The sequence below is a fragment of the Aquimarina discodermiae genome, assembly GCF_040786235.1.
Lineage (GTDB): Bacteria > Bacteroidota > Bacteroidia > Flavobacteriales > Flavobacteriaceae > Aquimarina.
Window position 1 is genome coordinate 93836 of record NZ_JBFMKP010000004.1, and the last position, 14277, is coordinate 108112.

12 protein-coding genes are annotated in these 14277 nt (G+C 33.0%); 8 read left to right on the plus strand and 4 right to left on the minus strand.

Annotated features, from left to right (window positions below; translation table 11 throughout):
* The first annotated feature begins 42 nt into the window (after nt 1–42).
* On the plus strand, nt 43–690 hold the full coding sequence (locus ABW636_RS03500; RefSeq protein ID WP_367588565.1) for a polysaccharide deacetylase family protein: 648 nt from the start codon (nt 43–45) through the stop codon (nt 688–690).
* Nucleotides 691–694: 4 nt separating this feature from the next.
* Here the strand turns inward: ABW636_RS03500 and ABW636_RS03505 are convergent, their stop codons facing one another.
* Nucleotides 695–991 carry a thioredoxin family protein gene (locus tag ABW636_RS03505; RefSeq protein WP_367588566.1) on the minus strand — a complete coding sequence of 99 codons (297 nt, stop codon included), beginning with the start codon at nt 989–991 and terminating at the stop codon, nt 695–697.
* Between the two features lie 75 nt (nt 992–1066).
* On the minus strand, nt 1067–2305 hold the full coding sequence (locus tag ABW636_RS03510) for a metallophosphoesterase (protein WP_367588567.1): 1239 nt from the start codon (nt 2303–2305) through the stop codon (nt 1067–1069).
* 452 nt (nt 2306–2757) lie between these two features.
* On the opposite strand from ABW636_RS03510, the gene polA reads away from it, so the two are divergent.
* The 3 genes from polA to ABW636_RS03525 all read left to right on the plus strand — a co-directional run bounded on the left by polA (nt 2758) and on the right by ABW636_RS03525 (nt 7287).
* Nucleotides 2758–5589 (plus strand): DNA polymerase I, encoded by a 2832-nt coding sequence (gene polA, locus ABW636_RS03515; protein ID WP_367588657.1) that lies wholly within the window; start codon nt 2758–2760, stop codon nt 5587–5589.
* Nucleotides 5590–5627: 38 nt separating this feature from the next.
* Nucleotides 5628–6203 (plus strand): YdeI/OmpD-associated family protein, encoded by a 576-nt coding sequence (locus ABW636_RS03520; RefSeq protein WP_367588568.1) that lies wholly within the window; start codon nt 5628–5630, stop codon nt 6201–6203.
* 376 nt (nt 6204–6579) lie between these two features.
* Complete coding sequence (locus tag ABW636_RS03525) at nt 6580–7287, plus strand: hypothetical protein (protein ID WP_367588569.1); 708 nt, start codon at nt 6580–6582, stop codon at nt 7285–7287.
* 86 nt (nt 7288–7373) lie between these two features.
* Here ABW636_RS03525 and ABW636_RS03530 read toward each other — a convergent pair whose 3' ends face one another.
* Nucleotides 7374–7988: a response regulator gene (locus ABW636_RS03530; RefSeq protein WP_367588570.1), complete on the minus strand. Its 615-nt coding sequence runs from the start codon at nt 7986–7988 to the stop codon at nt 7374–7376.
* Nucleotides 7989–8037: 49 nt separating this feature from the next.
* Complete coding sequence (locus ABW636_RS03535; protein ID WP_367588571.1) at nt 8038–10899, minus strand: sensor histidine kinase; 2862 nt, start codon at nt 10897–10899, stop codon at nt 8038–8040.
* A gap of 566 nt (nt 10900–11465) precedes the next feature.
* Here ABW636_RS03535 and ABW636_RS03540 point away from each other — a divergent pair.
* The 4 genes from ABW636_RS03540 to ABW636_RS03555 all read left to right on the plus strand — a co-directional run bounded on the left by ABW636_RS03540 (nt 11466) and on the right by ABW636_RS03555 (nt 14092).
* Complete coding sequence (locus ABW636_RS03540) at nt 11466–11666, plus strand: hypothetical protein (protein WP_367588572.1); 201 nt, start codon at nt 11466–11468, stop codon at nt 11664–11666.
* Nucleotides 11667–11855: 189 nt separating this feature from the next.
* Nucleotides 11856–12575 carry a hypothetical protein gene (locus ABW636_RS03545; protein WP_367588573.1) on the plus strand — a complete coding sequence of 240 codons (720 nt, stop codon included), beginning with the start codon at nt 11856–11858 and terminating at the stop codon, nt 12573–12575.
* Between the two features lie 25 nt (nt 12576–12600).
* Nucleotides 12601–13329 (plus strand): hypothetical protein, encoded by a 729-nt coding sequence (locus tag ABW636_RS03550; RefSeq protein WP_367588574.1) that lies wholly within the window; start codon nt 12601–12603, stop codon nt 13327–13329.
* A 31-nt stretch (nt 13330–13360) separates the two neighbouring features.
* The gene (locus ABW636_RS03555; protein WP_367588575.1) at nt 13361–14092 is read left to right on the plus strand and encodes a hypothetical protein; all 732 of its coding nucleotides are present in this window, start codon (nt 13361–13363) and stop codon (nt 14090–14092) included.
* The last annotated feature ends 185 nt before the right edge of the window (nt 14093–14277 follow it).

Consider the following 14277-nt stretch of genomic DNA (forward strand, 5'->3'; position numbering starts at 1 on the left):
GATAAATTACAATCATCCGGTTTTTTTATCTACCTTAGTAAGGTGACCATAATTCCAACTAAAACACCTAGGTTTATCAAGTCAATTTTCCCAAATTACACATGGGATCTTTTTGATAACCGTCAAAAAAAAATTTACTTAACTTTTGATGATGGCCCTATCCCTAATATAACAGAGTTTGTTTTGGATCAATTAGCCATTTACAACGCAAAGGCCACTTTCTTTTGCATTGGAGATAACATCAAAAAGCATCCTAATATTTTTAAAAAAATACTTGCCGAGGGACACACAATAGGCAATCACACTTATCATCATTTAAAAGCTTGGAAAAATAGTCAAGATGCATATTTAGAAGACGTCATAAAATGCCAGCAGACGATAACATATTACGCTAAAAATAAAAGAACTCCTAAGCTCTTTAGACCGCCTTATGGGCAAATTAGCAGAACTAAATTAAAAGCTCTAAAAAAATTAGGGTATTCAGTTATACTGTGGGATGTATTATCAAAAGATTGGATGCAATCAATATCTACAGAAGAATGTATCCAGAATGTGATTCATCATGTAGAACAAGGCAGTATCATCGTTTTTCACGACAGTATAAAGGCTTCAAAACACCTAAGGATTGCTTTACCCGCCGTTCTAAAGCATTTTGATAAGGAAGGATACGTATTTGATGCTATAGTTTAGTTGTCTAAAGAAATTCTTTCATTAGACTAATCAAGGTATTCGCATCTTGCTCTCCGCTTTGTCTCCATACCATTTCTCCATCTTTATAAATCATTAAAGTAGGAAGCCCTTTAATACGCAAAGCAGTTGCCAATTCTTCATTCTTATCGACATCTATCTTTATAACCTTTCCTTTATCTCCCATTGCAGCCGCTACATCCTTTAATACAGGGTGCATTGCAAGAGAAGGTTCATTCCATTCGGTAAAAAAGTCCAATAAAACAGGAACTCCATTACCTATTATATCTCCAAACTTTGACATGTTCAAAAACTTTTACATTTCAGATCGCTAAAAAATCGACCTTTAAACCATTGTAAATATAACACTTTCTACGAATTAAGCGGGCTTAACACCTTTTCTTAACTCAATTACAGTAATCTCGGGCCATATTCCTACTCGTCCAGGAAACGCATGAAATCCAAATCCTCGATTTACATTAAGATATCGCCCATATTCATTATACATTCCTGCCCATTGCTTATACACGTACTGCACTGGGCTCCAACGAATAAACCCTGGTATTTCTATTCCAAACTGAAAACCATGCGTATGACCGCTTAGAGTCAAATGATAATGATCTTCGTGGTTTTTCACCTCGTACTCCCAATGTGAAGGATCATGACTTAACAAAACCTTAAAGTCTTCTTTACGTATATTTTGCGATGCTTTACTCAAATCTCCTGCCTTTTTAAAATTGTGCCCCCAATTTTCAACTCCAACAATCGCAATACGTTCTCCTTCCTTTTCTATAAAAGTACTATCATTAAGTAACAGATTAAAATCGATTTTAGTATGAATATCTTTTATCGCCTGAAAATTTGCTTCTTTTTCTTCCTCACTTGGCCAGGTTACATATTCACCATAATCATGATTTCCTAACACAGAATATTTACCAAACTTAGGCATCTTTATGCGTTTAAATACATCAATCCAATCATCCATTTCTTTTGCCATCGTATTTACAATATCCCCTGTAAACAATAACAAATCTGTCTGTTGCTCATTGATCAAATCAATAGCATATTCAATTTTTTTAGGATCATCAAAACTACCAGAATGTATATCAGAAATCTGAGTAATTTGAAATTTATCAAAAGCTTTAGGAAGATCTTCAAAATAAAGAACATGACGAATCACCTTAAAATTATACTTGCCCTTAAAAACTCCATATAACATACCTGCAAAAGGTATTGCAGCAATTCCTAATGCCAATTGACTTATAAACTTTCGTCTATCAGGAAGATATTGTGTTGCACCGTTTTCAAAAAAAGTGGTGGATATATACCTATACCCCAAAACACAAATTCGAATAATATCTTCTCCAAACATAAATAAAACCAGCACCAATTTAGGCACTAGTGTCAGTAATAAGAGAGCACTTGCCCTTAATGTATATTTTGTAGGCCCTACGCTTCTATCATAATTTGCAAAGACATAAATAACATATCCCAATACCAAAAGAGACATAACAACATCTCCTATTTGTATCCAATAATTTTTGGTAATCGTTTTTATCGCCTGATAGGCATACACTTCGACCAGTGTATAAAAAATTATGAGCAGTAGCCAACGCATATAAGTGCTTTTATATTCTAAACAAAACTATTCTTCCTTTTTTAGGTATTATTTTTTTTAAGTAAAAATTAACTATTAAGAAACCTAAGCCCCGAAAATAGTTAAAATCAATAGTGTAGGCAGTATAAATCTTACCAATTTCTTGTAGAAGTCAGATTTTTATTTGTAACTTCGTTCAATATTTCCTTATTAGGGCTTAATTACTTGACTATACAAGAATAAATTACGATATACTATAAACGTATTTATAGCAATTGATACATTGTTATCAATTTTATTTTGGGGCGAAATGCCGTCGATTCTGACGGCATTTCTTTTTTCACCAGCAATCTAACAAAGTACATCTCTTCTAGTGTGACAAAAAGTATCAACAGATCATATTAATTATAGCTTTATAGCATATTTTGATTAATCTTATTTTTATATTGCATTTTTAAAAATACTTAACTCATATTATGTCACAAAAACGTCTTTTTCTTCTAGATGCGTTTGCTCTTATTTTTCGAGGATACTATGCACTTATTAAAAACCCAAGAATTAATTCTAAAGGCCAGGACACCTCGGCTATTATGGGTTTTGTAAACTCTTTGTTTGATGTCATTAAAAGAGAAAAGCCAGATTATTTGGCAGTTGCATTTGACAAAGGCGGAAGTACTGATCGATTGGCTGTTTTTCCTGAATATAAAGCGAATAGACAAGAAACTCCAGAAGCAATTCGTATTGCGGTACCTATCATTCAGGATATCTTGAGAGCTATGCATATTCCTATTATTGAACAAACTGGAGTTGAAGCCGATGACTTGATAGGAACGATTGCCAAACAAGCCGAAAAAGAAGGGTACCAAACCTATATGGTAACTCCTGATAAAGATTATGCACAGCTTGTTTCTGAAAATATTTTTATGTACAAACCTGCCCGAATGGGGAACGGTATAGAAATTTGGGGAATTCCAGAGGTGCAAAAAAGATTCGAAATTGAGCGTCCAGAACAAGTAATTGACTATCTGGGTATGATGGGAGATTCTGTAGATAATATCCCAGGATTACCCGGGGTTGGTGATAAAACAGCCAAAAAGTTTCTTGCAGAATATGGCTCTATGGAAAACTTACTGGCTAATACCGATAAGTTAAAAGGTAAAATGAAAGAAAAAGTAGAGGCCAATGCAGAACTTGGACTTCTTTCAAAAAAATTAGCCACCATTATCACAGATTGCGATGTCACATTTAATGGTGATGATTATGAACTCTCTGATCCAGATGGAAATAAGGTTCAGGAGATTTTTGAAGAATTAGAGTTTAGGAGACTCAAAGATCAGTTTGTAAAAATATTCTCTAAAGAAAGTACTGATACCAAAGAAGGAAGTAGTGTCACTTCTTCAAAAAAGAAAACAACCAAACAAGCTGGTGCAGGGCAATTTTCTTTATTCGAAGAAGGTGAATCTGGTTCTGATATAACACCTTTTTCTAATAGAAAAAACATTAGTTCTACAGAACATTTTTATCAAAGTATAGCACCGGGAATGGCCATGAAGCTTTTCATCCAAAATCTATTAAAACAAAAAAATGTATGTTTTGATACAGAAACTACAGGACTTAACCCTTTGAGTGCAGAATTAGTTGGAATTGCATTCTCCTGGGAGGCCAGCAAAGGGTTTTATATTCCTTTTCCCGAGAATCGCGAAGAAGCTCAGAAATTGATCGAAGAACTACGTCCTTTCTTTGAAGATACTTCGATCACCAAAATTGGCCAAAACCTAAAATACGATATCAAAGTACTGGCAAAATACAATATCGAAGTAAAAGGAGTACTTTTTGATACCATGCTTGCTCATTACCTCATCAATCCAGATATGAGACATAATATGGATGTACTTGCCGAAACCTATCTCAACTATACGCCGGTATCTATTTCAGATTTGATTGGTAAAAAAGGCAAGAATCAACTATCCTTTAGACAAGTTCCTCTGGATCAACAAACAGAATATGCTGTGGAAGATGCAGATATCACGCTACAGCTAAAAGAACATTTTGCTCCAGAACTTACTGATGCCAATATATTATCGTTGTTTGAAAAAATAGAAATTCCGTTGCTTAGAGTCTTAGCTACCATGGAAATCGAAGGAATCAACCTTGATAAAGTTTTTCTAAAATCACTTTCTGAGGAGCTGGATAACGATATCAAAGAACTAGAAACAAAAATTTACACAGAAGCCGGAGAAGAATTTAACATTGCTTCACCAAAACAATTGGGAGTTGTTTTATTCGAGAAAATGAAACTAGTTGATAAACCTAAAAAAACCAAAACCGGACAGTATTCTACCGCAGAAGATGTTTTATCATATCTGGCCAAAGACCATGATATCATTCAAAATATATTAGATTTTAGAGGTCTATCTAAGTTAAAAAGCACTTATGTCGATGCACTACCTACACAAATTGACGAAAATACTGGACGTGTTCATACCGATTATATGCAAACCGTTGCAGCGACAGGCCGATTAAGTTCTAACAATCCTAATTTACAAAACATCCCTATTCGAACAGAAAGGGGAAGACAAGTAAGAAAAGCGTTTATTCCTAGAAACGAAGAATACACATTGCTTGCAGCAGATTACTCGCAAATAGAACTAAGAATTATTGCTGCACTAAGTAAAGAAGAAACCATGATCGATGCTTTTAAAAATGGTGAAGATATTCACGCATCTACCGCTGCCAAAGTATTTAATGTTGCGCTAGATGAGGTTAGCAGAGAACAACGAAGTAATGCCAAAACAGTTAATTTTGGGATTATTTATGGAGTATCTGCATTTGGGTTAAGCAATCAAACAAGCTTATCACGCAGTGAAGCCAAAGAGCTTATCGACACCTATTACAAAACATATCCCAAACTTCGTAACTATATGAGCGAACAAGTAGACTTTGCCAGAGAAAATGGGTATGTTCAAACTGTGCTAGGTAGACGCCGTTATCTAAAAGACATCAATTCTGCCAATGCCATTGTAAGAGGCGCTGCAGAGCGAAATGCAGTAAATGCTCCTATTCAGGGAAGCGCCGCTGACATTATCAAAATAGCCATGATCAATATTCATGATAAATTAAAAGAAGGTAATTATAAAACCAAAATGCTATTACAGGTACATGATGAATTGGTATTCGATGTTTACAAACCTGAGTTAGAAGAAATCAAAGCGTTAATAAAGACAGAAATGGAAAATGCCTATAAATTAGATGTGCCACTAGATGTTGATCTTGGCCTTGGTACCAACTGGTTAGAGGCACACTAAAAATTGTTTTATTTGACATTTCTCTTTCACAGCATTTTATGAGTGAAAAACCAGAATTATATTTCGAAAATGATAAAAAATGGCGATCGTGGCTTCATGAAAATCACGATCGCTCAAATGGTGTATATTTAATATTCTACAAAGTAGAAAGTAATACCCCAAGCATGCGGTGGGAAGAAGCTGTAAAAGTCGCTCTTTGCTACGGATGGATTGATTCTACGGTAAAAAAGTTGGATCATGAACGCAGGCGACAATATTTTTGCCCTCGTAAACCCAAAAGCGTATGGAGCAAGCTCAATAAAAGCTACATCAAAGAACTTACCGCTACTGGATTAATGCATACAAGCGGATTAACGGCAATTGACATTGCAAAAAACAATAAAGCATGGTTTGCATTAGATGATGTAGAAAATGGTATTATCCCAAAGGATTTACAAAATGCTTTTGATCTGCACCCAAAAGCATTAAACAATTACAACAACTTTAGCCCCAGCTATCGCAAAAATTATCTGTATTGGCTTAGTCAAGCAAAGAGGCAAGAAACCCGAGACAAAAGAATCAATGAAATTATAAAGCTATGTCTTGCCAATGTAAAGTCAAGGTCACAACGGTAAAAGTCATCATAACTTCTTTATATGCTAGCACGTCTACTACAAACTCTATAAAAACGTATTCGAATAAGGTTTACAACTTAAAATATTCAATTTTAATTATCAATTTGTCCTATTTTTTTTAGGTAAAAAAGAAATACACAATCCTCAAATATTGCTAAACGACAGTTTGTTTTTATCTCTGTATTTATATAAATCATTATACATTCTATAAAACTCGAAAAGAAAACATAAACATTCTACATTATATCACTCTCTGAAACGGCTCAATAACAACATTAAAACCATAAAACTTTTGCATCAAAACCATTTAAATCATTTATTTTCGCATCCATTTTTCGCTCAAAGCGAACATACTAATAAATTAAAATAAAAAAGGATGACAAAAAATTACTTAAAAATTGCTTTACTATGCTTTTTAAGCATTACACTTTTCAACTGTGAAGGAGAAGATGGCGCCAATGGAATTAACGGTATAAACGGAATTGATGGAATTAGTGGTGAAAATGGAGCCAATGGTGAGAATGGAGTTGGCTTTGACGAGTTAACTCAATTTGGTAGTATCAAAGTTACTTTTACAGGAACAAGACCTGATGATGTTCCTTTTAATGATACTGCAGAATTTAAATTTACTCCTATAGAAGGAGATCAGCTAGAAGATCACTCTGGTATCGTTATTGATGAAGATGAAATCTCTTATCGAGTATTTAGATTCCTAAGTACTCCTGATGATAGTTATCAAGAATCCACTTTAGGAGTTAAATTAGATATCATAAATCCAGGACAAGAAGACGAAAGTAAAGAGCTTTTCTTTGCCGTAGATGACTACGCTATTATTTCTAATGATTTTAAATACGTTGTTTTGGATGAAGGTGAATACAACCATGATGATGATGAAATATCGAATTTTAGTATTACCAATTATAGCTTTAATGAAGAGACTAACAACTTGGTATTCTCTTTTTTCTTTGTGGTAGATGGTGACTCAAATGACACAGGAAATGAACTAACCATATCAGGAGATGTTAACGTAACTGTTTTAGAGAATGTTTCTTTACCAGGAGACACTCCTCCTTTTCCTTTTTAACATTTTTGAATTTTATAAAAAAACACCCAATTATTATTCAATAATTGGGTGTTTTTTTATGTAAAGATTTCGTTAGAAAAATCTATTTATTGGCTATCATTATAAAGCTTAATTACCTCATCTTTGCTATTTACCTGAAGCTTTTCATAAATATTACGGATATGTGTTTTTATCGTATTTAAGCTTAAAAACATGGTGTCTGCTATCAAAGCATAACTTTTGCCACTAGCCAAATGATCCAAAACTTCATTTTCTCTTTCTGTAAGGTTTTCAAACTTTTTAACTTTAAATGACTCTACCACTTTTCTTGCAACACCACTGCTCATCGGTGCACCTCCTCTCTCTAATTCGCTTAAAGCCTCTAAGATCTCTTTCTTACCACTTGTCTTAGTAATATATCCTATTGCACCAGTACACAATGCCTGAAAAATATAATTGGCTTGCTCATGCACTGTAACCATAATAATTTGAACATTCGGAATCACTTGTTTAATCTCATGTATCCCTTGCATCCCATTCATCCCAGGCAAGGTAATATCTAAAAAAACGATATCCGGCATTAATTCTTTTAATTTTGGTAATGCATCTTCACAACTCTCAAAATCTCCTACAACTTTATAGGATGTGGTACTGTTAATAATCTCTATGTAAGTCTCTCTGATAAGTTGATAGTCTTCTATAAGGATAACACTTTTCTTCATTGTCTAAACAGGGTATTATAGATTATACATTCATATAAATTAATTAGCATCATTTTTGAGTTAGCAAAGTTTCAAACACAATTTGGGTTCCCTGATTCGAGGTAATCATTAGCGTACCACCAATACTAAAAGCTCGCTTGGCCATGTTAGACAACCCATTTTTTCGGCTCATAGAATCCATACAAAACCCCACTCCATCGTCTTTAATCACAATTCTTAGTCTATCATTCTTCAAATCAAAATCAAAATCAACTCTACTTGCATTAGAATGCTTAAAAATATTGGTCATAGCTTCTTTAAAAATTAATAGCAGGTGCCTAGACCAATAATATGGTAGTTTGACAGGAATACGATCAAAATTGGGGTTTACAAAAAATTGAACATCTGTGTTCGCAAACAAATTTTCTCCAAAATCTTTAAGATACATCATCAACTCTTCAAGATCATCATGCTTACTATCTATACTCCATATAAAATCTTTGATGCCGTAATACAATGATTTGGCATCCTTGTTAATACGAGAGAGATCCTTAAACATTTTTGAGTTTTCGTCTAAGCTACGATCTAAAACTCTGTCTGACAAAACAGTGATTCCTGCCAATTTATTTCCCAATTCGTCATGAAAATCCTGTGCCACATTTTCTCTTACATTATCCAGCTCTTCTTGCAAAGATTTAGAATGTTCTATTGTCGCTCTTAAAACAGTATTTCTCTTTTTTAACCGTTTTAAATACAAAATAACAAATGTCGACACCACCGTCAGCACCAAAATGACATAACTCAATATCATATACCATTTTATATACCAGGGTCTATGTATTACAAAATGAAATTTTTTAGAATATCTCCAATCACTATTCAACTTTCTTATTCGAAATTGTATTTGATATTTCCCATACTTATAATTGTTAAAATTAAGTTTTGGGTCCTGAAACGCTCTCCAACCCTGATCGTTAATTTTAAATTGTGTTACTTTTGAAAATTTTGAGTAGTCAACATATTCTATTTCAAAACGACTCCCTTCCTGAAGTACTTTTAATATAGGAGACGATTCTGGCTCATAGGGTTTGTTATTAGCAAGAATATCAACTCCTCTGTTTCCAAATAACCACATCCTATTTTTTTTATCTTCAAAAATCTTTGATGTAAAAGAAGAGGACAATCCATTATCTTGATAAAAATTATAAAAAACAGCACCTTTATAAAGAACCAGTCCTTTTTGGGTACCAATCCATAATTGATCAAAGTCATCACACACTATAGAGTTAATCTGATTAGATTGATGCGTACTTCCCATATCAAGTACCGTAATTTTATCTTTTTCAAACTCATACTTATGCAATCCATTGATTGCAGCAATCCAAACCTCATCTTTAGAAGGTGATAATTTTTCGATGTAGTTACTGGTTAAACCATTTTCTGTAGTAACATGTCTTTCTAATTTTAAGGTCTGTAAATCATAAATTTGAAGTCCCATATTTGATGCGCACCAAATTTTGTCATCATAAATAAGAACATCCTCAATATCAATATTTTTGAACTTTGAACCCTCATCATGTGCAATAATTGTATGCATTTTTTCTTCTCTATGACGCTTTAACAGTAAATGCCCCTCTGTAAAGAAAACAGAGTCCCTATTCTTCTCATATACCCGAAACCTATGGTCGAAACTCAGCTTTTTACCCATAAAATCAAAAGCTTTGAAGTGAGATATATTTCCCATCAGAAAAATTTTATTCGAGTTACTCGTAGAGAACCCAGAGTTATTAGGTATTTTTAAGCGTTGTATGGTATCCAGCTCATTATTTAAGTAATTGATTGAATATTGTTCTAGCAGAAAATATCCATTTGGGGTAGCATCAATAAAATCTAAACAGTTCTTCCAGGGTATAGATTTTACAATTGGCAAACGGCTTTTCTTTGCCACTTTGATCAACCCATTTCCGTAAGAACTTATCCAGATATTACCATCTTTATCTATCAGAATATCACTGATAAGACTTTTTTGTAAATATCTTTCTGGCAATAAAAACCAATTGTTATCATAAATATCATAAACGTAGATTTTATGATGCCCTTCAACAGTTTTCTGAACATACACCTCTACATTCGATTTTTTAAAAAACTTAATTAAACGACCTTTTTGTTGTTTAAAAAAATGCTTTTCTTCAATCAATCTTTCTTCACTAAAAAAAAGAACCGAATTGGACGTTACCCCATAAAACATTCCATTATCAAGTCGGCCCAAATCAAATATTTCATAATCATTTAAAAACGGGTAAGCTGTCTCGAATTTTAAATTATCACACAGCTCAAACAACCCTTTAATCACCTTTGAATCAGATAGGTATTCATTGTAAAAAAACAATCTATCATCAATTTTTTTATAATCTAATTCTAAACTCACTAATTCTGAGTGCTGTATTTGGGAACCAACTACTTCTGTATATTTGTATATAACAGGCTTATTTTTTTCAGAATAGGCCTGAAAACTCATCACATCATATCCTTCACTCTTTTTCTTATAAAACTTAAAACTTCCTGCTATAACTTTTGCCACAAAATCTTCTCCAAAGTCATATACTTTTTGGACTTTATACAAACTATCATTTGACATAAGCGGTTTGATTTCATCATACTTATCCAAAACATGAAGTCCACCACCCCAGGTTGCTATTATTTTACAACCCCTATTAAGCTTTTCTACATCTATAACATAATCATTACGCAAACCATCCGCAATCGAATACGTTTTAAAATCGGTACCATTATATCTGACCAAACCAACATCGGTACCTATCCATAACACTTCATCTGTATCTTGTAATATTTGATAAGAAAGGTCATGAGGATACCCATTGGTACTATTATACACCGTAACATTATATTGCGCATATACTATGGAAGGCACGAGCCATACCAATAATAAAAAGGAATGATATAGTTTTAAATACAATAGGTTCATGTACTCATACTAGTAATTACAAAGGGCAGCAAAGATAATACAAAGACTCTACAGTGGTATGATGTTCTTTTGTTTTGGGTATTTAGTCAATTTGCACCACCAGACCCTAGATTACAACAAGCAATTCATTTATAAATTTACATCATACTTTTATTCAATAATCAGTCATCATCATTCTTTACCAAGAAAGTATCTTTTATTTGTTCAAACATATAGAAAAACAAAATATCACCCATTTCGGGTGAATTACCACCCTATCGAAATCTATAATTTTGCCTTGACAAAAAAAGCGTCTTAATTATACAAAACATATTCATGCTTTAACATGCTTAATGACAATTATTTAACACCTCATACCAAAGACTGTTATATTGATCATTATGCAAATTCACTATCGAAACTCAAGTGTTATTGGGAACAACACTTTGTATGAGATATCAATAAGTAAGAGCAAAGTACTATAAAAAATAATAAAAGACAGGCCATACTATTAATCACTAAAAACCGAAAAAATGGGAAAAAATTATTTCAAAATTCTTGCTCTGTTAGGATTTGTTATTTCTATCACAAGTTGTGAAGTAGAAAATCATGAAATCGATGCAGAAGGATTAAAAACTAAAGTCACTACAGAAATCAATGGAATCAAAATCGATTCTACATTAGAAGATGGTTCTATTAAAGTAAAAGTAATAGACACTATTCAGATTTACTAATTCATCAAAATAACGAATAACTGCGGATTTGCTCGAATAATAAAGATTATAAAATCTCATTTCTGAACAGCAAAAAACAGCACTAGTCAAAAAACAAGGAACAATTACTAATTGTTCCTTTAAAAACATCAAGAGGCTCTTTGCCTCCTGGTAATATCCAAACTTTAAATATTAAACAAAAAGAGAACAATGAAAAAAAATTACCTCAAGATTATGTTAATCTGTATGTTAGGGATTTTTCTATCCAACTGTGAAGATGGAGAAATTGGCCCTGCCGGAAAAGACGGCATAGACGGAACTGATGGTACCGATGGTACCAATGGAACAGATGGAGAAAATGGTGTTGGTTTTGAAGAACTAACAAAGTACGGAAGTATAAAACTTACTTTAACAGGTAAAAGACCCGATGGTGTTGCAATTAACGCCAGCGAAACCTTTAAGTTTACGAACCCCTCTGGTGTTCAAAATCGTTTCTACAAAACTGACGAATACCTTTCTTTTGAACCTCAACGCTTTTTAAATACTACTAATGATAATTTTCGTGAGATGGAACCACAAATCAATTTTTACTTAGAGTTGACGGATCCAGGAAAAGAAACAGAGGCCTTCAGTTATTTTGAAGTTTCACTTAGAAATTACCTTACTAAGGCTGATGATCAGACCTTTTTTAACATCAACACATATATGGAAACATCATTTCCTTATGATGCTGAAAACAGTCGTGTTGAGAATTTCAATTTTACCAATTACAGCTTTAATGAAGAGACTAATAAGTTAAGCTTTACAACTTCATTTGTAGTTCCAGCAGAAAACAGAAATAATGAGACTCAACATGATCTTTCTATAAAAGTAGAAGTTGATATCACAGTGCTTAAAAGTATCGATCCAATTCATCTAAAAAAACATTAACATTATAGTATTTATACATAAAAAAATGAAAAAACATACATACAATTCAATATTCAAAATCCTTATTATTTGTTTTTTAGGATTATGCCTTGCTAATTGTGAGGGAGAAGATGGTGCTATTGGCCCTGATGGAGAAAATGGAGCTGATGGAAAAGATGGAAGCAACGGAGAAAATGGGGTTAATGGCGACAATGCCATTGGTTATGACGATGCAGTTAAATACGGAAGTATCCAATTCATTGTGTCAGGAGAAAATCCTAACGGAGAAGCGTTTACAGATGAAAACACTTACAAGTTTACAGCTAATAATGCAGATTACAATAACTTTACGCTATATGAAGACTCTTATTGGTTTTATGCCTCTAGATTCCTGAATATCCCTACTACCGAAGAAGAATCTCATGTAAGATTCGCTTTAAATGTCACTAATATAGGTCAAGAAAACCAAAGTATTAATAGATTTTCTTTTGGTATCAATCAATACTATGTGACAACAGAAAATTTATCTATTTTTAGTGTATCTACAGTGAACTTTCCTCCATTATCATTTGAGGTTGGTCCTGCAAATGAATTTGGAATAACCGACCTAAGTGTTACGAACTTTAGTTTTGACAATGAAACTAACAATTTAAAATTTTCCTTCTCCTACAATGTAGGTGCCTCTACTAATTCTACAGCAAAAGAGTTGTCTATATCAGGTGAGGTAGATCTAATTATCTTCAAAAACTTATTAGGAGGACCAGAAAGACGCTAATACAATATCAAATTTATTATAAAACAAAAAAATGGAAAAATTTACTATTTCTACTATATACAGGACACTGATCATTTGTTGTCTCGGAATATTTTTAACGAATTGCGAAGGAGAAGATGGAGCTATAGGACCATCTGGAAATAATGGAACAGATGGCATTATCGGAACAGATGGCAATAACGGTACTAATGGAGAAAACGGAGTCGGTTTTGATCAGCTTTTAAAACACGGTAGCATAAAACTTACCTTTACAGGCAAAAGACCAGATAATAACATAGCATTTACAGACTCTAATACTTTTGAGTTTACCAAAAACGAAGATAGATTAAACATTTTAAATATAGATCAAGAATATAATCACTATGAGGTAGCTCGCTTTTTAAGTGCTCCTGGTAATCAATTTCAAAGAGCTGCTGTTTTTTTAGAATTTACAGTCAAAAATCCAGAAACCGAAGAGCATAGCTTTGAAGATTTCATATTTTCTATCAATAAATATGATGTTATTTTTGAAGACTTGGCCTATTTGCCATTAAGCAATCGTGGTTATAGCAAAGATGATGAATATATATCTAATTTTTCTATCACCAACTATAGTTATAATGCAGAAACCAATGCATTATCGTTTTCGTTTTCTTTTGATGTTGATGCAGATTCTAATATCACTGGGCATGATCTTTCTATACAAGGTGAGGTAGATGTAATCACTGTTAAAAGAATAATAGAAGACGTAGTTTTACCTCCACCATCAATTGGTAAAAACTAAAAGGTAATCTTGATTCACGTAAAGCAAATAATATTTTAAGTATCCAAAGGGTTCTTTTGAAAAAGAACCCTTTGGATACTTTTCTTATAAAACCCATTCTTGATAAGAGCGACAGATTTAGAAAAATCCATATTTTTTTTATGAAAAGGAAAAAAATAATGTATCAATGCTTCCATTGGGACCAA

Excerpts from the sequence above, each read along its gene's own strand:
- ABW636_RS03505 (WP_367588566.1), bottom strand. The coding sequence starts at position 991 with ATGTCAAAGTTTGGAGATATAATAGGTAATGGAGTTCCTGTTTTATTG.
- ABW636_RS03510 (WP_367588567.1), bottom strand. The coding sequence starts at position 2,305 with ATGCGTTGGCTACTGCTCATAATTTTTTATACACTGGTCGAAGTGTAT.
- ABW636_RS03520 (WP_367588568.1), top strand. The coding sequence starts at position 5,628 with ATGAGTGAAAAACCAGAATTATATTTCGAAAATGATAAAAAATGGCGA.
- ABW636_RS03525 (WP_367588569.1), top strand. The coding sequence starts at position 6,580 with ATGACAAAAAATTACTTAAAAATTGCTTTACTATGCTTTTTAAGCATT.
- ABW636_RS03530 (WP_367588570.1), bottom strand. The coding sequence starts at position 7,988 with ATGAAGAAAAGTGTTATCCTTATAGAAGACTATCAACTTATCAGAGAG.
- ABW636_RS03540 (WP_367588572.1), top strand. The coding sequence starts at position 11,466 with ATGGGAAAAAATTATTTCAAAATTCTTGCTCTGTTAGGATTTGTTATT.
- ABW636_RS03545 (WP_367588573.1), top strand. The coding sequence starts at position 11,856 with ATGAAAAAAAATTACCTCAAGATTATGTTAATCTGTATGTTAGGGATT.
- ABW636_RS03550 (WP_367588574.1), top strand. The coding sequence starts at position 12,601 with ATGAAAAAACATACATACAATTCAATATTCAAAATCCTTATTATTTGT.
- ABW636_RS03555 (WP_367588575.1), top strand. The coding sequence starts at position 13,361 with ATGGAAAAATTTACTATTTCTACTATATACAGGACACTGATCATTTGT.